Source organism: Bacillus pseudomycoides DSM 12442 (genome assembly GCF_000161455.1).
Classification (GTDB): domain Bacteria; phylum Bacillota; class Bacilli; order Bacillales; family Bacillaceae_G; genus Bacillus_A; species Bacillus_A pseudomycoides.
On the sequence record NZ_CM000745.1, the window covers coordinates 3,343,975 to 3,366,117 of the forward strand.

The following is a 22,143-nucleotide window of genomic DNA, read 5'->3' on the forward strand; positions in this document are numbered from 1 at the left end:
ATCCTTATAATCTTAGTACTAGGTACTTACTCATAAGTTATTATTAACTATTTCATATATACAAAACATCACTCTACATCAGTATTTTGATAAGCCATCTTAAATAATTTCACTTGGCTATCAATCTCTTGCGAACTATTATTGATTACATAATAGTATTCACCATCTTTGTTTTGTTCACGCGTTTTTACATTATCTGCTAAAACAAGCTGTAATATTGCGTTTATTCTTGCCTTCATTTCAAGGCCTAGAATTGGAAAAGATATTTCTACTCGCTTTTCCATATTCCTTGTCATCCAGTCAGCGGAAGATAAATAAATTTTTTCATCTCCATTATGATGGAAATAATAAATACGGCTGTGTTCTAAGTAGCGCCCAACGAGACTAATCACCCTAATATTTTCACTTACATTTTGAATACCAGGGCGTAAGCAACATGTTCCTCTCACGATAAGTTCCACCTTCACTCCAGCCTGCGATGCCTCATACAACTTTTGAATCAACGGTTTATCTGTTAATGAATTCATCTTAGCAATAATGTGTCCATTACCATATTGCTTATGATAGCGAATCTCTTCATCTATTAGCTCCATAAATTGCTGGCGTATATCAAAAGGTGCCACTGACAAATGATGAAAATGAGGTTTCGTTGTATAACCGCTCAAATAATTAAAGAAATTTGTTGCATCTACTCCAAAATCTTTCCGGGATGTAATATAGCCAAAATCCGTATATAGCTTTGCAGTCGCATCATTATAGTTTCCTGTCCCTAAATGTACAAATCTTTCGATTTTTCCGTTTTTTCTTCGTACAACAAGTGTAATTTTACTATGTGTTTTCAAATGACTTACACCATAAATAACGTGGCAACCCGCTTGTTCAAGTTCCTTTGCCCAATGGACATTATTTTCTTCATCAAAACGAGCCTTTAATTCAACAAGCACTGTTACTTGTTTCCCCTTCTCTGCTGCGGTCTTTAATGCCTGAATAATCGGAGAATCTCCACTTACACGATATAACGTTTGTTTTATAGCCAGCACATTCGGGTCATCTGCCGCATCACGCACAAAATCAACAACTGGCTGAAAAGATTCAAATGGATGATGCAATAAAATATCGTGCTCAATTGCTTTCTCAAATACATCTTCTTCATCGTCTAAATCTTGAGGCGGTTGCGGAATAAGAGCTGGATAAACAAGATGTTCATATAAAGGTGCTAATTTTTTGTATAAGGAAAATAAACATGTTAAATCTAATGGTCCCTCCATCATATATACATCTTCATCCTTTACCTCTAACACTTCATATAATAAAGCTAAAACTCTTTCATCTACGTGTTCTTTTCCAATTTCCAAACGAACAGCCGTCCCCCACTTACGTTTTTTTAACTCTTTTTCAATTACTTTCAATAAATCACGTGCACCCTCTTCATGTATTGTCAAATCCGCATTACGCGTAATACGAAAACGAGTGACCGAGGATACTTTATATCCTGTAAATAATTTATGAGTAAAACTACTAATTACGTCTTCTAATAAAATAAATTTATGTTTTTGATCTTCACTTGGCAAAAAAATAAAACGCTCGAGTAATGAAGGCACTTGGACAATACCAAGCTTTGTTCTGTTCTCTTCCTCTACCTGTTTCTCATCATAGAGAATAGTAGCTAAGTTTAAACTTTTATTTAAAAGCATCGGAAACGGACGATATGCATCTATCGCTACAGGTGTTAAGACTGGAAAAATTTGTTCATCAAAATATTCTTCAATAAACTCACGTTGCTCTTTCGTTAAATCTTGAAATGTTAACGGCTCAATACCTTCCATTCCAAGCGCTGGCAGCACAGTATTTTTAAATGTATTATACTGAACTGTCATCAATTCATGAGCTTTCGTAGCAATTTTATTTAGCTGCTGTTTTGGTGTTAATCCAGCCTTATTTTCTGGTTGATTGAAGCCCGCTTTTACTTGATCTTTTAATCCAGCAACACGTACCATAAAAAATTCATCCAAATTTGAACTGAAAATACTAATAAACTTTAATCTTTCTAAAAGTGGATTACTTTCATCTTGTGCCTCTTGTAACACACGTTCATTAAAAGCAAGCCAGCTTAATTCACGGTTATTATAGTAAGCAGTATCATTCAAATTTACAAAGCTTTCCTTCATCAATTCCAATTCCAATTCCATTTCCCCTCACACTTCCCTTGAAACTTTTTCAATATAATTTAGTTACATTTATTGTAACAAATTCCAATTTATCGAAGTGTAAAACTTTTGTAAAGACATCCGTACAACTTAATATTCCTCTTCAAATATTAAATCAATATTCATCTTCAATGCTTTTTCTAACTGCTTTTTCTGCTTTTCTGCTTGTACCTTTTCTGCTAAAGCTGATTGTTTACAAACAATGTGGAATACAAGCTTCTCTTTATTTTTTTCTACGTTAATCTTTTCAATAAGCGCCCTTTGTCTCACATTTAAAGCAGCTGAAAATTGTAAAACTGCCCCTAACAATCGAATTTTTTTCTGTTCACTCTTATCAAACCAACCTTCAAATGGTGTTAAGTGCTGTTTAAATAGCATTTTCGACTTATAAGATGCGATGAGTGCAAGTCTAATACGTTCTTTATGCATCATGCCGTCGATTGTTTTATTCGCCAATAAATAGAATGTATGCAGACGGCTTGCTTCTGTATCTATGTATTTCCCGATATTAAATACTTTGGCAGCTTGATAAAATATACCCCAATCTTTTTCTGAAAAAGAAATAATTTCAGACTCTTCAAGTTGTGTACAAATTAACGTTCCTTGCTTAATAAGTTGAACGACAAATTTCATATCCATTTCATATTCATAGGACAATAAGTGTAAACTTTCCTCTACTACATTTGGATAATAAGAAATACCTAATTTTTTTGTAAGTTCCTCATAGAAAACACCTTCTCGTAACCCTTTTCTGCTTAATACAAATGATGGGGCTTGTATAATATTTGTTAGCATATAAAATACTTCTATCGCTGGAATAATTGTATCAGCTCGATCTTTTGCTAACCCATCTAACTTCTGTAATTCTGTAAAAGAAAGACTTTCTAGTTCCTCTCTTACATCCCTTATATCTGCTTCCTTCATTTTATATAAATGCAAACCTGCTATCGGATAAGAAATTGCATTTTGATGAATTTTCACCATATTTCGAGCACTCCCACCTATAGCAATAAGGGGTAGTCTTTTTTCCTTTAACCAAGGTAACGTTTGAAATTGATACCATAGATATCTTCTTAATTCTTCTAATTCTTCTGTGGTTGGTGTCTCACGATGAATAAATTGTTGTTTTAAAGAAAGCGCTCCAAAAGGAAAGCTATAATATTCTACAATTTCTCGGTCCCGAAAATATGTAACCTCTGTACTTCCCCCACCTATGTCGACAGTAACTCCTTCTGTAAAAGAAGTTGAATTCATCACAGCTAAGTAACCATAGCGTGCTTCTTCATATTCAGATAATACCCTAAGCACAAAATCAGTTTTTCCTTCTACAAGTTTTTTTATTTCTTCTTGATTCTTTGCTTGTCTAATTGTTGCTGTCGCAACACAAAGCACATTATGTAATCCGTGAAACCTTGTACTTTCTTGAAATTGAAGTAATGTTTGCAGCAGTATATCCATCCCTTCTTGTATTAACACACCATCTATTAGATAATTTCTTAATCGTGCAACAACCTTTGTATTTTCAACTTCCTTATAAAAGCCTCCATTTTGTTTTTCATAAATCACCAATCGCATTGTATTTGAACCAATATCAATAATGGCATATTGCTGTTTCAATATATCTTTCACACTTCTCACTCTTTCATTATCAAATTTCTAGAAATCATTCCTATCACTATTATACAAAATAGTTGTTTTTTGTAACAATATTGCTTTAATATTGAAAATGTATACAATCATTTTTTGTATATAATAAAAACTACTTTTATTTATGCTATAATATTGAAAAACTAGAAAGGGGTCCCACTATGAAACCTTCACAACCACAGTCTCAATCACACAAACAATATTCTATTGATCAATTAGCTCAATCTATTTTCATTGTGAACCGGCATGCCAAAGCTGCTACAAATCCTAAATATTTATATTGGTTGAAAAAGATTGCTTTAGAACGTTTAATTAGTGAAAAGAAAGCAATAAAAGAAGGATTACATTTCTCTAGGAATCCACGTTTTAGTCAGCAACAATCAGATGTTCTCGTTCGGTTAGGTGACTATTTTTTCCATATCCCTCCTACAAAAGATGATTTCAGTACTCTCCCACATCTCGGTAGCCTTGAATCTTCCTATAGAAACCCCAAAACAACTCTTTCTTTAGTAGTAGCAAAAAAAACGCTTCAAGATTTTATTGGGCCGGAAGCGCTAAAACAGGAAAAAAAATTAAGCGAACCAATTCCTTGGTATCGGCGTACGTATACAAAGAAATAAAGCAGGCTTGGCCATAATGGCCAACCTGCTTTATTTCTTCTCTTCTTTTATTTTAATGTTCGCTTGTTTATAAAATGCTACTTTTTCTGTATTATATGATTTTGTATATTCGTTGAACTTATCTTTTTCAGCATCAATATCTTTATAAGATTGGTTCACCGTTTTTACTTTCTCACTAATATCTTTTAATTTTGCTCCTTTATCTTGAAGCATTGTGAATAATTCTTTTTCTAACTTTAATGATTTACTATAGTTGTCATACATCTTCTTAAAAGACTCATATCGTTTTTCGTAAGTATTCTTTACTTTGTCTGCTTGTTCTTTTAACTTACCATTCTCGATTTTTTTCACATATTTATCAACCGATTTCACTTCTTCTTGTGCTTTGTTTAATGCTTCTTTTTCTTTATCAATTACTTTTCCACGTTCTGCTGTATTTTTCATTGCTTGATCTAATTTTTCTTTCGCAGCTTGATTATTATCTTTTCCTTCTTGCACGATTTGACCGTATAATGTTTGGCCTTCTTTTTCTAATGCCTCTAATTTTTTCGCGTCTTCAAACATTGGCTTTTCTTGCTTCGCAGCATTTTCAAATGCTACATATAATTCCTCTTCTGGTTTTGGTCCGAAACAACCAGCTAATAATGTCATAGATAAAGCCGCTACAATTGCTATTTTATTATATTTCAACTTTTTTTCCTCCTACTTATATACGATCATCATGCCAAAAATTTAATGGAAAATGAGCAGCTTCTTCATACACTTCAAACTCATACCCTTTTTTACGAAGATCATCAATAATTGTTTGCAATGCTTGTACAGTTTGTTTTTTTTCATGCATTAAAATGACTTCACGTTCTTGTTTAGCCCCTGAAATGACATTTTGTACTACACCATTCGGATTCCCTGGTAATTTCCAATCTAAAGAATCAATAGTCCAGTCCCATTCTTTCATATTTACTGTTGCCATTTGGTCCCGCAATGCTTGATTAAGCCCTGGCATACTTCCGTACGGGCAACGAACAAGCTTAGGTTCCATCCCTGTAACATCTTTCACAATTTTCTGCGCTTGTTTCATCTCTTCTACAAACTGTCCTTGTTTATACAGTTTGGCATAATCATGTGTCATGCTATGAACACCTGGATAATGTCCTTCCTTTACTAAACGTTTCACACTCTCTGTATGAGAAGGGATGTTTCCACCAATCATAAAAAATGTTCCTTTTATTTCATTTTTCTTTAAGATATCTAAAATTTCTTTTTGAAATTCACTCGGCCCATCATCAAAAGTTAAGTATGCAACTTTGCGTACTTCCCCATTAAATTTCACCGGTGCTTTTTTATCCAACTCAACTTTTACCTGTTCACTAGCAAGCTGGATTGGGTTTACCTGAGTGGCTACAGCTCTTGCAGGTGATGTAAAGGATTGAAATATGAAAAACCCCGCCGCGATAGCACTAATTGCAATAGCAATTATAACTAGCCACCTGATCAAAGGTGATCGTCGGCTCCTCACGTCTATCATTCTACCATTCCCCTTCTCTCTTTCTATCAATCTTTTCTTGTTCATTTTACACAGTGTAAAGGTTTACTTGCAACAATTTACAAATATTCTTTTTGTTCCCTCAAAAGGAAAAGTGTAGAGATTGTTTTCCCTACACTTTTAAATAAAAAGACATTGTGCAAAATGTATTGACACATCCATTACAATTATATGATGTTTAAATCTATTTTTAAAGACTTTTGTTACAAAATATCATTTTTTTGTAACAAAAGAGATGAAATTGTTACGAAGAAACTTTTATAATTCTCTATTTTTTAAATCTCTATGTTATACGATTGAGTTCTCACTTTATTTCATAGCTCTTCTAATGATTTTCGCTCTCCTGGATAAGTTACCGTCTAAAATAATAACTGAATACCTTTTATATAATATAAATTATAAGTAAAGCAAAAAGGATTGAGCATCTATACATCTTGCATTACTAATCATACTGTATGCTTCTATATCAATAATATTTTTTTACAAAACAAAAATGTACGTATTTTTCGTACATTTTCTCTCTTAAACTTGTATTCATTTTCTTTTCTATTTCATATATATAGTATATATCTATTTTGATTTTCCAACATATAAATCGATGCTATGAAGAACGAAAAGTGACCGCTACTTGTTTTCTCTCTTTGTTTTAAATTGGCATGGGGCAGGAAAAGGGTCTGCATGGCCAGATGCTCTCTACCACCTAAAAAAAGGTTTTATGTCGGTCTTTCAATTTGTATTTATATAATATATATCCATTACCGAAAGGAGAAAAAGATGTTACAAAGAGAAAATATTTCAGACGTCATTCGTTTTTTAGCCGGATTTCTCTTATCATTAAAACTATTATTTGAATCATTCGGGCTTTCTTTTATTACAAATGACCAAATTGATGCTATCATAAATGTTGCTTCTTTCTTATTTATTTTATACTTCGGATATAAAAATAACTATGTAGGAAAAAAAGGCCTGGAACAAAAAGAATTACTAAAGAAGCATAATTTGCATTAAAAAAGGAACCCACTTCCCGGGGCTCCTTTTTATTGTTGTATCAATATTGCTTCTTTTGTTTGAAGTGGTCCATATAATCGGCCCTTCTGCTGAAATGTGTATGTAGCACGTAACGAAATATGAGACGGGATTTGTATACGTGATGCTTTCACCTGACAGATTAATTGAGCTTTTTCACCTGGTAGTAATTCATCAATCCTCCACCTTACAAGTTGGAATAAAAACTCTCCCGTCCCTTTACTCGTTTGTAATGTATTAGGGATATATGCAAAATGATCACGAATCATATGACTAACGATTACGCGAGAAATTTCTTCGCTTCCTATGTTTTCAACTTCTAATTGAATAAAAAGAATTTCATGTACATCATAAACAACTTCTTGTGAAAAACACTTTTCTTTTTTACTGCGAATTTGTAATGTTACCGCTACATTTGGATTGGACTGTTTGCTCGTAACTTCTTTAGAACCACCTTCCATCCACATAACAGGTTGTAAAGATAACGGAAACAATTCTTTATCTAGACTTATTTCCCACATTTTCACAATCACAATTCACCTCATTCCAGATGGTATTATCTGTACAAATTTATTCTGCTCTCCTAAATAATAAACTACCCTTCTCCAATTCGTTCACCTTAAAACATTCCCCTATTTATTCCAATAAAAATACACGTCTTCAACATTTTTATCTTTCTTCTTTATCTTATTCGACGACGTGATTAAAAAACCATTTTAAATAGCTATACACTCCTTCATTCGCTAGATTCCTTTTGTTTCTTCAATATTAAAAGCTATAAAGTGAAACTTTAATTCAGTAGAGATTTTCTTCATCCCCACTGATTATTAGCTCTCACCTAACCTCTGAGCTTTCGCTAAATCTTGAGGTGGGAATATTACTGCCCCAAAATAGCGGGATAAAATAAAAAAATTTGCCTTTTAGTCAAATTTGACTATAATATGATTTATGCTTTCTATTCTTTATGGCACTATCTTCTCTTATAAAAGGAATAGTGAAATTATAGTCCTACATAAAGACATGCTAAAGTACGAACTACTAATAAGATTTTCCTACAGAACAGTTGATCTTATATAAAAGGAGGGGTATGTTTGCAAGAACAAGCATCTCAAAACAAAGGAAGTAAAACAAAGTTTGTTGTTGCTGGATTGTTACTTGGTATTTTAATGGCAGCAATGGATAATACAATCGTTGCCACTGCCATGGCGACAATTGTTGGAGACCTAGGAGGATTTGATAAATTTGTTTGGGTCACATCAGCTTATATGGTAGCAACAATGGCAGGGATGCCGATTTTCGGGAAATTATCTGATATGTATGGACGTAAACGTTTTTATATCGGTGGATTGCTTCTCTTTTTGCTTGGTTCTATTCTTTGCGGTACAGCAGCAAGTATTGAACAGTTAAGTATCTATAGAGCGATTCAAGGAATTGGTGGCGGCGCTTTAATGCCAATTGCATTCACAATCATGTATGATATATTCCCGCCGGAAAAACGAGGGAAAATGACTGGACTATTTGGAGCAGTTTTTGGAACATCAAGCGTATTCGGTCCTTTATTAGGGGCTTATATTACTGATTATATAAGTTGGCACTGGGTCTTTTATATCAATATTCCATTAGGGCTTATTTCCTTCTTCTTCATCTCGAAGTACTACAAAGAATCTCTACAATATAGAAAACAAAAAATCGATTGGGCTGGTGCCATTACACTTGTAATAAGCATTGTTTGCTTAATGTTTGCTCTAGAACTTGGTGGTAAGGAATATGCTTGGAATTCTAATATGATTCTTGGCTTATTTGCTACTTTTGCTATTATGCTTATTATCTTCTTCTTCGTAGAAAGACGAGCAACAGAGCCAATTATTTCTTTCCATTTATTTAAAAAGCGCTTATTTGCAGCGAGCCAAGGTGTTGCCTTTTTCTATGGAGCAACTTTTATTATTTGTACAGTTTACATTCCAATCTTTGTCCAAGGCGTTCTTGGCGGTTCAGCATCTAATGCAGGATTAATTTTAACACCAATGATGGTCGGTTCTGTAGTCGGAAGTCAAGTAGGTGGACAATTGGCGTCTCGAACAAGTTACCGTAACATTATGATCGTATCTGGAATTTTCTTTGTACTTGGGATTTATTCACTTGGCACATTAACACTAGAAACATCACGTACACTCGTAACAACCTTTATGATTCTAACTGGGCTTGGAGTTGGCTTCTCATTCTCTATTTTAAGTATGTCTTCTATTCACAATTTAGAAATGAGAGATCGCGGCTCTGCTACATCAACAAACTCTTTCTTCCGTTCTCTTGGAATGACTCTTGGTGTGACAATTTTCGGTACGATTCAAAATCAGATTTTCACTGATAAATTAAAAGCTGTTTTCCCTCCAGAATTAGAAAAAATGGTACCAACAGGTGGAGACACAAGCTTTTTATTGTCACCACATGCTACTGAAAAAATTCCACCTCAAATATTGGATGGAATTAAACAAGCACTTGGGACATCTATTGCCGATACATTTTGCTGGGCGCTTATCCCAGCTGTTCTAAGTATTATCTGTATTATACTGATGGGTAAAGAACGTCTCTTAACGGGAACAAATAAAAAACAGAAACAGGTAAGTTAATACACACCAAAATGAAACGGTATATCTCTTTCGATAAAGAGATATACCGTTTATAATATGTATAAAGTTTATATTACAGGAGTTGAGACAGCGTGAGCATGAAATTAGTCATTCTCGGCTTGCTACTCGAAGGAGATAAACATCCATATGAAGTGCAGCATATAATGAAAGAACGACAAATGAATTGTTATATTAAATACGCAAAAGGATCCCTCTATTACGCCTTTGAACAATTGGAGAAACAAGGGGCAATTGCGGTTACAAATGTTGTACGAGATACCAATCGACCAGATAAGACAATTTTCCATATAACTGAAACTGGAAGAGAATTTTTCCATACACTGCTTTTAAAGCAATTCGAGGCAAAAAACCAAATATATAAACCAATCTATTCAGCACTATCCTTCTCTCACTTTGGTGATGAAAAAACAATCATTCCTATTTTAGAAAAAAAGAGAGATGACACAATTCAATATTTACATACGATGCAATCCATATACGAACATAGCAAGGAAAATGTTCCACGTGCACAGCTTTATATTTTAAACAGTGTTATTGAACATATTACTGTTGAATTACGTTGGTTAAATGAACTCCATAAAGATGCAAGTGCTGGTCGCCTTTCAGAAATAGGAATGAATGTAAATTGACACTTTATCAGTGGGGATTTTCCTCACTGATCATTCTCCCTACCATCCACCGCCTTATGCCCTTTATTATTTCTTCTCTCTTATTTAGACATAAATCCTCATCATTCATGTTGAAAACAAACATAGAACCTTTGATTCCATCCCATTTATAAAATCATAATTTTCATAATGGTGAAAATTATGATTTTATAAATATTCTTATTTTAAAACAGTAGACAAAATTCAAAAAATTATGTTAGAATTTGTTTCAATATCATATTCGCTTGTTAAATTCCTTTCAAAAGGAAAATAGGTACACGACATTTCTGAGTTCGTGTTGAAAAGGGAAGTTTGGTGAAATTCCAACGCGGTCCCGCCACTGTAAGTGCAGAGACTTCTTTTCTATACCACTGTGAAAACGGGAAGGTGAAAGAAGTCATATGAAGCATAAGCCAGGAGACCTGCCTATTTTAACAACACTGATAGACTCACGGATGATGATTAGGTGTTATGAACGAGAAGAGAGGGCTATTTTCTGTACCTTTATACTTTTCGTTACATGCATTTCCGAGTAAACGGAAATGCTTACTTTCAATTAGGGAGGAATTTTAAATGGCAATTCAAACAAGTAATTTAGGGTATCCACGAATTGGGTTACACAGAGAATGGAAAAAAACGTTGGAAGCTTTTTGGTCAAATAAGATTGATGAGCAGCACTTTTCAACAACAATGAAAGAAATTCGTCTTCAACATGTGAAAGCTCAGCAAGAAAAAGGAATCAATTTAGTTCCAATTGGCGACTTTACATATTATGATCATGTGCTGGACACAGCCTACATGCTTGGCTTTATTCCATCTCGTTTTTCAGAGTTCACTTCTTATCTTGATGTATATTTTGCAATGGCACGTGGCTCTAAAGATCACGTTGCTTCCGAAATGACAAAATGGTTTAACACAAACTATCATTATATTGTTCCAGAATATGAAGAAGGATTGAAGATTTCTTTAAAAGACAATCGACCACTTCGCTTATACGAAGAAGCAAAACAAGAATTAGGCGTTGATGGAAAACCAGTTATATTAGGACCTTATACATTCTTAAAATTAGCAAAAGGATATAAACAAGAGCAATTTGCTACTATTTTAAATCAACTAGTTGTTCCTTATGTACAGCTATTAACTGAATTACACGAAGCTGGTGCAAAATTCATCCAAATTGATGAACCAATTTTTGCATCTTTAACAAAAGAAGAAATAGCAGAGGCGAAAGAACTTTACGCGACAATTCGTAAAAGCGTTCCAAATGCAATTCTTATCTTACAAACTTATTTTGATAGTGTAGAAGAGAACTATGAAGAAATTATTACATTCCCTGTATCCGGCATTGGATTGGACTTTGTTCACGGTAAAGAAGGTAATGTAAACACAGTTTTAGAGTATGGATTCCCATCCGATAAAATTTTAGCAGTCGGTTGTATAGATGGCCGTAACATTTGGAGAGCTGATCTTGACGAAGTCCTTTCTTTATTTAAAACATTACAAGATCACATTACACCGAAAGAGTGGATCGTTCAGCCTTCATGTAGCTTATTACATACTCCAATTGATAAAACGGAAGAAACACACTTATCAACAGAACTATTTGATGCCCTTGCATTTGCAAATCAAAAATTAGAAGAACTTACACTTATTAAACGCGCGCTTTCTGAGGGTGCAGAAAGTGTTAGTACGGAATTAGCTACTTACCGTAGCGCTCATGAAGCAATTCGATCTTCAGCTGCACGTAATCGTGAAGATGTACAAACAGCAAGAGCAACTCTTAAAGAAGAAGATTTCTCTCGTCCTCTTCCATTTGAACAACGTTATGCTTTGCAACAAGAAGCATTACAGTTACCGCTACTTCCAACAACAACAATCGGTAGCTTCCCGCAAACTACTGAAGTTCGTCAAACGCGTAAACAATGGCGAAGCGGTGACATTACAAATGAACAATATGAACAATTTATTGAAAAAGAAACTGAAAAATGGATTCGATATCAAGAAGAAATCGGCCTTGATGTGCTCGTTCATGGTGAATTTGAGCGAACTGATATGGTAGAATACTTTGGCGAAAGACTTGCTGGTTTCTCTTTCACTAAGAATGGTTGGGTTCAATCATACGGTTCCCGCTGTGTAAAACCACCTGTAATCTATGGTGATGTTGCCTTTATTAATGGGATGACAATTAAAGAAACCGCATATGCCCAGGGCCTTACAAATAAAGTTGTAAAAGGCATGTTAACAGGTCCTGTGACCATTCTAAACTGGTCATTCGTTCGGAATGATATTTCACGAAAAGAAGTTTCTTACCAAATCGCATTAGCACTTCGTCATGAAATTAAATTGCTTGAATCTTCCGGTATCCGTGTTATTCAAGTCGATGAACCAGCACTTCGCGAAGGAATGCCGCTAAAAGAAAAAGATTGGAACACATATATTACATGGGCTGTTCAATCATTCCTTCTAGCAACTTCTTCTGTAGCGAATGAAACACAAATTCACACACATATGTGTTACAGTAACTTCGAAGATATCGTAGATGCAATTCGTGCATTAGATGCCGATGTTATTTCTATCGAAACATCAAGAAGTCATGGTGAATTCATTCATACATTAGAACATACAACATATGAAAAAGGGATCGGTTTAGGAGTTTATGATATTCATAGCCCTCGTGTTCCAAGTAAAAATGAAATGTATACAATTGTAGAACAATCCTTAAAAGTATGTGATCCAAAATACTTCTGGATTAACCCAGACTGTGGTTTAAAAACAAGAAGAACAGAAGAAGTTATACCTGCTTTAGAGCATATGGTTCAAGCTGCTAAAGAGGCCCGCTCTCTTCTAAAAACAAACGCATAAGAAAATAAGAGTGTCCTTTAAAAGGATACCCTTATTCTATATTTCAACTAGCGTTCATCGCCAATAACAAGGTGGTACAAATAAAAATAAAATGAACTTCCTGACAATTACGCTAATTTATTCACATCATCAATTCCTAGTTCTTCTATATAAAGAAACACAAATAGAATAACCAAACTTAATCCGCACGATGTTGAAAAGCAGCCGATCCAATAAATGATAAGATTACGCCGCAAACTTGGCGTATATTTACACCTTCTTCCGTTCTTCATTGTAACGAAGTTTAAAAGAAAAAGCCACGATACCGTGGCCTTTTTTTACTCTTTCTTTTCAAAAAACAATTCATATTGTATCTTGTACAATTCATCATCTGTTGGTTCCTCAAGCGGTATTGCTTGTAGTACCAACAGATAATCACCTTTTGGAATTGAAATGGGAAATTTGTCAGAAAGAATACTCCTTACAAAAACTCCTTCGTCCCCCACCCTAAAAGGGACTGATATCGTTCTCATTGTCTCTTCTTTCTCAATACGCTTCCCAACTGTTGCTTTGATTTCACACGTATAATCAGAAAGTGCCTCAAAAACAATTACTCCTTCTGCTTCAGCGTATCCCCTCTCAAAATCTTCATTCGTCCAGTCTACATAAGGCTGTTCCCCCTCATAATTCATCACGATTAATTGTGAGTAGGAAATTGTTAATTCCACAAGCACCATTCCCTTCTACTACTTAACCTCAAACTTCACACGTGTCCCATCTGGGTACTTATCTAGCTTATTTCCCACCCATGAACCTGCGCCTCTATTATCAGCAGGGTTAATATATTCAATATGCGCATCTTTTCCACCTTCTTTGCACATTGCCATTGGCCATTCATCACGATCGTACCCTTTTTTTGCTGGATATGGAGCTAGAGACAACTTTCTTCTATCAGCTGCACCACTTCGATCAATCGTACATACTTTAGAATGCCCTTCTTTAATCGCATCTGCTATATGTTTCCCCGTCTCTGGATAACGTTCTTTTGGAAATTCTAGAACTTGATCATATGTAACTTCTTTCTTACTCTTTGGTTCTGTTGGTATAAACGCTTCATAGACAGCAACTAAAATAGAAAGAATAGCAATAATCGAAATGATAATGCCTTTTAATTGTTTCATATATGTACCTCCGTTTTTCGACCCAATTTCTTTTCCTAGGCTATTATAACAAACTTCCTCCATATATGTTTTCAGACATTATTTTATCCCTTCCTCCCCTTTACGCCAAAAACATTCATTTTTATGCAACTTTTCGCTAATCATGTAGAAAACTTCTAGACTTCCGACATTCTTTTTCAAAGGAAGTCTAAATAAAAGATGGAATTTGTATATACGATACTTTTTGGGGAGGAAATGTTATGGAGGCGACATATAAAACGAAGGATGTTACAAATAAAACAGGAATCCCGAAACATATAGTTCGAAAATATAGTCAACTTTTAGAACAACATGGTTATATGATTGCAAAAACTGCTGATGCTCGTATATATAAAATGGATGATATGAAGCTTTTAAAATCAATTCACGAACGAGCAGCCACTTTGCAAGAAGATATTACAGAAACAATTCCTATCATTTTAAAAGAAAAAGACAGTCCACCTGTACCGATGTTAAAACAAAATCAAGAAGTACATGCGAAAGAAGAAGACCGAAACTTTGAAGAATTCATGTTAAAACTTGAGATGCTCGCCCAATTAAACGAAGCAATTATTCATCAAAACTCTACCTTAATTACACAAAACCGCTTAAAAGATGAAAAACTAGATGAATTAATGCAACAAGTTTATGTAAAAGAAGGTACACAAGAAGAAATGCTGCAAGAGCTTATTGATCACGCAGCTCAAACAGATGCCCTACAAAAAGAAAAAATGGACTTATTGATGAATCATATGTATAAGCGTGAATCAAAGCAAGAAGAAAAAATGAACAAGCTTGTCAATCACGTTTACAATAAAGACAACAATCGAGATGCACAGCTTATGCAAGTCATTCGTGAAATTCAAGAAACAAAACGACTAATCGCCGCCTCAAAGGAGCAAAGCTTATTTCAATCATTTAAAAATTTATTTATTCGAGTCAAACCAGAAAAAACAAATGAATAAAACCTTCATCGTTAGCTTTTCATCATCCAAGGTAGAAGCTTTACAAGCCTTTCATTTTCACGTATATAAATCTATTTTAGTTTTTCGACATATTAGTCGCTCACGCGAAGCAGAAAAAGTAACCGTTAGTTGTTTTCTCTTTCTATTTTTACTTGGCATGGGGCAGGAAAAGGCTCTGACCGCTTCTATGCATGGCTGGATCCTCTCTCCCAACTAAAACGAAGGAGTTTATGTCGTTTTTTCAACTTGAATTTATATAGATAAATAAAAAAGTTACCTTATATCGGTAACTTTTATTCCTTATTTCTAACTGCTGGTAATGTAATAATTGCTTCCGTTCCTTTTCCACTCTCGCTTTTATATTCCAGCGTACCATTATGTGCTTGTAAAATACTAAAGGTAACCATAAGCCCTAGACCCGTTCCTTTTTCTTTTAATGAATAATACGGTTGTCCAAGCCTTGCTAGCTGTTCTTTCGTCATTCCAACGCCACTATCTTTTACTCGCACTATAATCACATCATCTTTTTGAATGGCGGTTACTTTTAAATACCCTTTGTTTTCTTGAATCGCTTCAATTCCATTTTTAACGATATTCATAATCGCTTGCTTTAACTTTGTCTTATCACCAATCGTATAAAGGCTCTCAGAAATTTCAACTTGTAAATAAACGCCTTGCATAGCCGCAAATGAAGACATTAAAGTAGTCATTTCTATAAGCTGCGCTGATAAACATATATGTTCCTTTTTTTCAATTTGCGGTCTAGCTAAATTTAAGTAATCCGAAATAATTTGTTCGGCCCGATCAAGCTCAGCTAGTACAAGACGCATATAGTCCTTATTCTTCATATCTTCTGTACTCTCTAATAGCTGAATAAACCCTCGAACAACTGTGAGGGGATTTCGCACCTCATGTGCTACACTTGCCGCTAGCTCGCTTATAATGTTTAACTTTTCAGATTTTTGCATTTCTGTACGTAACAATGCATTTTCATTTAAATACTCTGTTAAATACACTTGAAATACCATTGTCATAACCATAATAAAGGAAGCAAATATGTATCCACTATACAAATGCGACATAGGTGGCGTAAAGCCTACTCTCAGTAAAATCCCAAACATACTACACACTAAACCGACAAGAACATACAAAGATGAAATAATAAAGGCCACAATAAGTTTTTTTTCTCTCGGAAAAACAGACCACTTTTTTGATAGCAGGAAAGGAATGATTGCAAGACATAAAACTTCTATTATCCGAAACCACTGTAAACCATTCAAAAACCATTCGTATACAATAAAAATACAAGCTGGGATAATCCCTACAATCCCACCATACAAAAAAGCACTCATAATCGGAATTGCATGGAAATTGTAACTACAAGCATCGACAAAATAAATCGGATACGTCATAGAGAGAACAAGCGTAATACTAGATAAGAACATAATAAAATAGCGATTGGGCTTTGGAAGCATATCTTGATAACGGTTTAGACGAATCGCTTCATATAAAAACAGTGGCAAAATAATGATCGCGACTTGGATCATTAAGTCACGAATTAGCTCCATAGCCTCTCATCCCCTATATGTATTTTGATATGATTATATCATTTTACAGTTGCTTTTGTTTTAAAATTTAGATTTTTCTTAACATATTTGTAAATTATTTGTGAATAAACGTTAAGAAATGTTACAACTTTCCGAAATGATTGTAAACCCTGTACCAAACTACCATGATGCAGTATACAATGAATACGGGTTAACAAATAAAATAAAACATAGTCCAATAAACAGACAACCATAATAACATACAGCATATAATCCATACTATCTACGTGTACAAAGAAGTAATTATTATTTTAGTAGGAGGATGATAACTATGACAGGAACTACGCTTGTTTTAAAAGAGGAGAATTTGGTCGTTCTCGAAAATGTGGATAAATCAGTATACGAAGAATTGCAAGACAAAGCTGGGGAAGAAAATTGCACATGCGCTGTGAATGAATCTGTGGTACACCTTGGAAAAGTTTCTTCAGTTCTTTGGAATGAAGATGAAATAGATTGGGAATATGGGTATTAAAAAGTCGCTTTAAGCGGCTTTTTTTTTGCGCTCCAAAGCGAAAATATAAAATTTATGATAAAATAAAAGAAATTTTGTAAACGGAAGAAAGGGAGACAAAATGGAACAATTCATTAATCCTAGAGTGAAGGATATCCAAATTTCCGGTATTCGTCAATTCTCTAATATGATTCAAAACTATGATAATCTCATTTCTTTAACAATTGGACAACCTGATTTTCCAACTCCTTCTTTAGTCAAAGAAGCTGCTAAACGAGCGATTACAGAAAACTATACGAGCTATACACACAACGCCGGCCTATTAGAATTACGCAATGCAGCTTGTCATTTTCTAAAGGAAAATTACGATTTACACTATTCACCTGAAAACGAAACCATCGTTACAATCGGTGCTAGTGAAGCAATCGATGTTACATTTCGTACTATTTTAGAACCTGGAACAGAAGTTATTTTACCAGCTCCTATTTATCCAGGCTATGAACCCATTATTAGACTGTGCGGGGCAATCCCTGTGTTTGTAGATGTTCGTGAAACTGGATTTCGATTAACAGCAGAAGCGATTCAAAATGCAATTACAGATCAAACAAGATGCATCGTTTTACCTTATCCTTCTAATCCGACTGGTGTTACACTGTCAAAAGAAGAACTAACAGATATTGTATCTGTTTTAAAAGATAAAAACATTTTCGTTCTTTCTGATGAAATTTATAGTGAGCTTGTATATGAAGATAGTCATACATCCATCGCTCATTTTCCAGAAATGCGTGATAAAACAATCGTCATTAATGGACTATCAAAATCACATTCAATGACAGGCTGGCGCATCGGTCTTTTATTTGCTCCAAGCTATTTAGCAGGGCATATTTTGAAAGTTCATCAATACAACGTTACATGTGCAACTTCAATCGCACAATACGCTGCAATCGAAGCGTTAACAGCAGCAAAAGATGCACCGCGAATGATGCGTCATCAATATAAAAAACGCCGTGATTACGTATACAACAGACTGATTCAAATGGGCTTAACTGTTGAGAAACCAACTGGTGCCTTTTATTTATTCCCATACGTTGGAAATCTTACATCCTCATCATTTGATTTTGCCATTGATCTTGTTAAAGAAGCTAGACTCGCTGTTGTTCCAGGAACAGCATTTTCAGAGTATGGTGAAGGGTATATTCGTCTTTCATACGCTTATAGTATGGAAACACTAAAAGAAGGCTGCGATCGTTTAGAAGAATTTTTAAAACAAAAAGCTAAGAGATAACACTCTTAGCTTTTTACGCATAATGATCACAAGTTTGGCGCTTCAGTAATTTATGCGGAATAATAATGCATTTTGAAGTGGACTCGGAATGCTCCACCTTATCAACTAACGCTTTTGCAGCCTCATACCCTAATTGATAAATATTCACATCAACAGTTGTAAGCGGCGGGCTCGCAATTTCAGATAATAAAGCATTATTAAAGCTCACGATTGAAACATTTTTTGGTACAGCAAGCCCTTTTTTGGCAAGCGCACTTAACACCCCAAGACCGATTAAATCATCTGTTGCCATAATTGCCGTCGGCGGCTTTTCAAGTCCCATTAACTCTTCTACAGCCTGCTGGCCACCCTCTCTTGAAAAATCAAAATGTAAAATATATTCATCTGGCAACATAATGTCAGCTAGTTTTAAAGCATCGCTCATTCCAGCTAAACGATCTTTCGTAACAAGTAAATCAGAACCACCGCCAATAAACGCTATCTGTTTATGTCCAAGTGAAATTAAGTATTCCGCTACTTCTCTTGCAGCTGTATAGTTATCATTATCTACATATGTAATTTCATCTTTTCTTTCGTATGGTTTTCCAATTAAAACAAATGGGAAATTTTGTTCATGTAAATATTGAATAATACGATCGTTCTCACGTGAATAAAGAAGAATAATTCCGCCGATTTGACGACCCTGTACCATCTTCACAACGCCATTAAAAATCTCCTCTTCTGTTTCACCAGTTGACATATACAACGCATAACCTTCGACATGTGCAAACGAGCTAATCCCTCGAATTACTTCTGGGAAAAATGGATTTTGAAATGCTTTACTTGCAGAACTCGGCATAACAAGACCGATTGTTTTTGTTGTTTGATTCGCAAGGCTTCTCGCATTTAAATTTGGATGATACCCTAGTTCACTCATTACTTTACGGACACGGCGCTTTGTTTTTTCACTTATACTTGGATTATCAGCAATTACACGAGACACAGTGGAAGGCGCAACATTTGCCTTTTTCGCTACATCTTTAATTGTAACTGTCATAAAATCTCCTCCTCTCTTCTAATTCTTCATTCATATCTATTTTTATCCTGCAGTTCTACAGGTAGTAGGAGAAAACGAAAGCCGCCATTACTTTATTTCATTCCTCAAAAAATTATATTAATGTAAACTAATATTCTCCCTCTTCATGTATTGTAAGGGATACAAGCTTATTTTCCTATACTATAATATACTATTTTTTTCACATCTTTCCCCTTACAATGTCATATGAATCGAACTTCTCCCTAAAAAAGAGAAATGGGACATAATGTCCCATTTTCATCCTTTCGTACCTCCAGCTGTTAAACCAGAAATAAAATATTTTTGCAATGATAAGAACAAAATTGAAATCGGTATAGCAATTAATACGGAACCCGCTGCAAATGTTGTAAATTCATTACCAAATTTCTTCGCTACCATTTCATATAATCCAACAGCTAATGTATAGTTTTCTGGTGTCCGTAAAATGATACTTGCTAAAATAAAATCTGTAAACGGACCAATAAAGGTAAATAAAGCTACAACTGCCACAATTGGTTTTGCGAGCGGCATAATAATTTGCCAAAAAATCCGGAAGTGCCCTGCCCCGTCCATACGAGCCGACTCATCTAATTCTTTTGGAATCGTATCAAAGTAACCCTTCATAAGCCACGTATTCATTGGAATTGCTCCGCCCACATAAATTAAGATTAACGCTAGATGCGTATCAATTAATCCTGTCAACTGCGCTAATACATAGAGTGCGATTAACGCTGAAAAATTCGGTATCATTTGTAGAATTAAAAACGTTAATAATCCATTCTTTCTTCCGACAAAACGATATCTTGAAAAAGCATAAGCGGTGAAACTAATGGATAGTACTGAGAAGATCATCGTCAATACACTAACTTTCAGTGTATTTTTGTACCAAAGTAAATAATTACTCTTATCAAGATTAAGTAGGTCTCGATAATGATCTAGCGTTGCATTTTTCGGAATAATACTTGATCCTGATAAACTATCTCCTGGATTAAACGATGAACCAACAATCCATAGTAATGGATAGAAAATAATGACACACATTATGAAAATGACGAAATAACTTAATGAAAGACGTAACATCTTCTGTCGTTTTATATTCATTTACATCATATCCTCTTCTTGGAATGATTTTGTTCTTTTAAATTGCCATAACGCCACAGAAATAACAATTAACGATAAAATCATCGTAAGTGCCGCTGCTTTTCCGTATTGCGCTGATGTCATTGTTAATTTATAGATCCAGGAAATTAAAATATCTGTTCCACCTGCATTTTGTCCCGAAACAGCAGGCCCCCCGCCATTAAATAGGTAAATAATACTGAAATTATTAAAGTTAAATGTATATTGTGTAATTAAGATTGGTGCTGTTGCATATAGAACAAGCGGCAATGTAATTTTACGAAATTGTTGCCATGCCGTTGCTCCATCTACTGTAGCAGCTTCATACAATTCCCCTGGAATCGATTGCAGTATACCTGTTGTCATTGCAAAAATAAATGGGAAACCAAGCCATGTTTGAATAAAAATCAAAGCAATTTTTGCCCAAAATGGATCTGTCATCCAAGCAATTTTTTCAATTCCAAATAGCGCTAACACTTGATTATTAATTGCTCCAAATGATTCATTGAACATACCAGCAAAGACAAGGATGGATACGAATGCTGGAACTGCCCACGGTAAAATAAAGATTGTACGAATCACTGCTTTCCCTTTAATACCAGGCTGATTCACTAATATTGCTAAGAAAATTCCAAGTGCTACTTGTAAAGTAGTCGCGACAAATGTCCAAATCACAGTCCAAGAGAATACACTTAAGAATGTATCCCTCCACATTGGTAATGTGAAAATATCAGTAAAGTTTTTAAAACTAACCCACTCGACTAATTTCGCTGGTGGAGAATGATATAAATCATAGTTTGTAAATCCAATTAAGAATACGAAAATAATTGGAAACACAACTACAAAAATCAATAACAGAAATCCCGGAGAAACCATCAAATATGGAAAACCTTGATCTAATAAATTACGGTATTGTTCTTTCACAGAATTTAACGGTATTCCTATATCACGTTTTTTCCCATTTTGATAGGCATCATATAAATTAAAAGCATATATTCCTAGTCCAAACGCAATAACAATTAGTGCTAAAATCCCTTCTACTAATAGAAAGATAGAATGATCCCGAGGAACCTCTGTACCAAGTGTAACAATTCCCCACAATCCCATATTTAACAAATCCGCAAATGCTACGATAAATGAACCTGTTAATACAAGAAAGATAAGAGCTTTTACATATTGTTTATTGTATATTTGACCAACACCTGGAATGATTGACAACATCGCGGCTGTTTTGCGGTATTTTGAACCATTTACCTCTTGCATTGGTTCAATGGATGCTTGCAT

The 22,143-nt window shown here is 34.6% G+C and carries 19 protein-coding genes and 1 riboswitch; of the genes, 8 read left to right on the forward strand and 11 right to left on the reverse strand.

What is annotated here, in order from left to right; genetic code table 11:
• Positions 1–68 precede the first annotated feature (68 nt).
• Together BPMYX0001_RS16855 and BPMYX0001_RS16860 are read right to left on the reverse strand one after the other, a co-directional pair.
• On the reverse strand, positions 69–2,177 hold the full coding sequence (locus tag BPMYX0001_RS16855) for an RNA degradosome polyphosphate kinase (RefSeq protein ID WP_033799702.1): 2,109 nt from the start codon (positions 2,175–2,177) through the stop codon (positions 69–71).
• A 120-nt stretch (positions 2,178–2,297) separates the two neighbouring features.
• A complete protein-coding gene (locus BPMYX0001_RS16860; protein WP_033799076.1) occupies positions 2,298–3,836 on the reverse strand; it encodes a Ppx/GppA family phosphatase in 1,539 nt (512 codons plus the stop codon).
• A gap of 179 nt (positions 3,837–4,015) precedes the next feature.
• Between BPMYX0001_RS16860 and BPMYX0001_RS16865 the strand changes: the two genes are divergently transcribed.
• Entirely contained in the window at positions 4,016–4,474 is a 459-nt protein-coding gene (locus BPMYX0001_RS16865; RefSeq protein WP_006095822.1) for a YkyB family protein, read from the forward strand.
• 30 nt (positions 4,475–4,504) lie between these two features.
• On the opposite strand, the gene BPMYX0001_RS16870 is transcribed toward BPMYX0001_RS16865, so the two are convergent.
• A complete protein-coding gene (locus tag BPMYX0001_RS16870; protein ID WP_050774439.1) occupies positions 4,505–5,125 on the reverse strand; it encodes a YkyA family protein in 621 nt (206 codons plus the stop codon).
• A 55-nt stretch (positions 5,126–5,180) separates the two neighbouring features.
• Positions 5,181–5,999 (reverse strand): peptidoglycan-N-acetylglucosamine deacetylase, encoded by an 819-nt coding sequence (locus BPMYX0001_RS16875; protein WP_018780872.1) that lies wholly within the window; start codon positions 5,997–5,999, stop codon positions 5,181–5,183.
• Between the two features lie 792 nt (positions 6,000–6,791).
• On the opposite strand from BPMYX0001_RS16875, the gene BPMYX0001_RS16880 reads away from it, so the two are divergent.
• Positions 6,792–7,025, forward strand: coding sequence for a phage holin (locus tag BPMYX0001_RS16880; protein WP_003199911.1), 234 nt, complete (start codon positions 6,792–6,794; stop codon positions 7,023–7,025).
• Positions 7,026–7,054: 29 nt separating this feature from the next.
• Here the strand turns inward: BPMYX0001_RS16880 and BPMYX0001_RS16885 are convergent, their stop codons facing one another.
• Positions 7,055–7,570, reverse strand: a complete 516-nt coding sequence (locus BPMYX0001_RS16885) for a hypothetical protein (protein ID WP_029426891.1) — start codon at positions 7,568–7,570, stop codon at positions 7,055–7,057.
• A 564-nt stretch (positions 7,571–8,134) separates the two neighbouring features.
• On the opposite strand from BPMYX0001_RS16885, the gene BPMYX0001_RS16890 reads away from it, so the two are divergent.
• The 3 genes from BPMYX0001_RS16890 (at position 8,135) to metE (ending at position 13,200) form a co-directional block, all read left to right on the forward strand.
• The gene (locus tag BPMYX0001_RS16890; protein WP_006095825.1) at positions 8,135–9,670 is read left to right on the forward strand and encodes an MDR family MFS transporter; all 1,536 of its coding nucleotides are present in this window, start codon (positions 8,135–8,137) and stop codon (positions 9,668–9,670) included.
• 92 nt (positions 9,671–9,762) lie between these two features.
• On the forward strand, positions 9,763–10,320 hold the full coding sequence (locus BPMYX0001_RS16895) for a PadR family transcriptional regulator (RefSeq protein ID WP_033797255.1): 558 nt from the start codon (positions 9,763–9,765) through the stop codon (positions 10,318–10,320).
• Positions 10,321–10,593: 273 nt separating this feature from the next.
• A riboswitch (cobalamin riboswitch) is annotated at positions 10,594–10,782 on the forward strand.
• Positions 10,783–10,911: 129 nt separating this feature from the next.
• Positions 10,912–13,200 carry a 5-methyltetrahydropteroyltriglutamate--homocysteine S-methyltransferase gene (gene metE / locus BPMYX0001_RS16900; RefSeq protein WP_006095826.1) on the forward strand — a complete coding sequence of 763 codons (2,289 nt, stop codon included), beginning with the start codon at positions 10,912–10,914 and terminating at the stop codon, positions 13,198–13,200.
• A gap of 317 nt (positions 13,201–13,517) precedes the next feature.
• On the opposite strand, the gene comJ is transcribed toward metE, so the two are convergent.
• The gene (gene comJ / locus BPMYX0001_RS16905; RefSeq protein ID WP_029426889.1) at positions 13,518–13,907 is read right to left on the reverse strand and encodes a competence protein ComJ; all 390 of its coding nucleotides are present in this window, start codon (positions 13,905–13,907) and stop codon (positions 13,518–13,520) included.
• Between the two features lie 18 nt (positions 13,908–13,925).
• A complete protein-coding gene (gene nucA / locus BPMYX0001_RS16910) occupies positions 13,926–14,360 on the reverse strand; it encodes a DNA-entry nuclease (protein WP_029426887.1) in 435 nt (144 codons plus the stop codon).
• 239 nt (positions 14,361–14,599) lie between these two features.
• Between nucA and BPMYX0001_RS16915 the strand changes: the two genes are divergently transcribed.
• Positions 14,600–15,343 (forward strand): DUF3967 domain-containing protein, encoded by a 744-nt coding sequence (locus tag BPMYX0001_RS16915; RefSeq protein ID WP_003199901.1) that lies wholly within the window; start codon positions 14,600–14,602, stop codon positions 15,341–15,343.
• A gap of 293 nt (positions 15,344–15,636) precedes the next feature.
• Here the strand turns inward: BPMYX0001_RS16915 and BPMYX0001_RS16920 are convergent, their stop codons facing one another.
• The gene (locus BPMYX0001_RS16920) at positions 15,637–16,911 is read right to left on the reverse strand and encodes a sensor histidine kinase (RefSeq protein WP_006095828.1); all 1,275 of its coding nucleotides are present in this window, start codon (positions 16,909–16,911) and stop codon (positions 15,637–15,639) included.
• 310 nt (positions 16,912–17,221) lie between these two features.
• On the opposite strand from BPMYX0001_RS16920, the gene BPMYX0001_RS16925 reads away from it, so the two are divergent.
• Positions 17,222–17,422 carry a hypothetical protein gene (locus tag BPMYX0001_RS16925; protein ID WP_003199899.1) on the forward strand — a complete coding sequence of 67 codons (201 nt, stop codon included), beginning with the start codon at positions 17,222–17,224 and terminating at the stop codon, positions 17,420–17,422.
• A gap of 100 nt (positions 17,423–17,522) precedes the next feature.
• The gene (locus BPMYX0001_RS16930) at positions 17,523–18,686 is read left to right on the forward strand and encodes an aminotransferase A (RefSeq protein ID WP_003199898.1); all 1,164 of its coding nucleotides are present in this window, start codon (positions 17,523–17,525) and stop codon (positions 18,684–18,686) included.
• 13 nt (positions 18,687–18,699) lie between these two features.
• Here the strand turns inward: BPMYX0001_RS16930 and malR are convergent, their stop codons facing one another.
• The 3 genes from malR to BPMYX0001_RS16945 all read right to left on the reverse strand — a co-directional run bounded on the left by malR (position 18,700) and on the right by BPMYX0001_RS16945 (position 22,143).
• Positions 18,700–19,722, reverse strand: coding sequence for a maltose operon transcriptional repressor MalR (malR, locus tag BPMYX0001_RS16935; protein ID WP_003199897.1), 1,023 nt, complete (start codon positions 19,720–19,722; stop codon positions 18,700–18,702).
• A gap of 276 nt (positions 19,723–19,998) precedes the next feature.
• Positions 19,999–20,841 (reverse strand): maltosaccharide ABC transporter permease MalD, encoded by an 843-nt coding sequence (gene malD / locus BPMYX0001_RS16940; protein ID WP_016116108.1) that lies wholly within the window; start codon positions 20,839–20,841, stop codon positions 19,999–20,001.
• The gene (locus tag BPMYX0001_RS16945) at positions 20,842–22,143 is read right to left on the reverse strand and encodes a sugar ABC transporter permease (RefSeq protein ID WP_006095830.1); all 1,302 of its coding nucleotides are present in this window, start codon (positions 22,141–22,143) and stop codon (positions 20,842–20,844) included.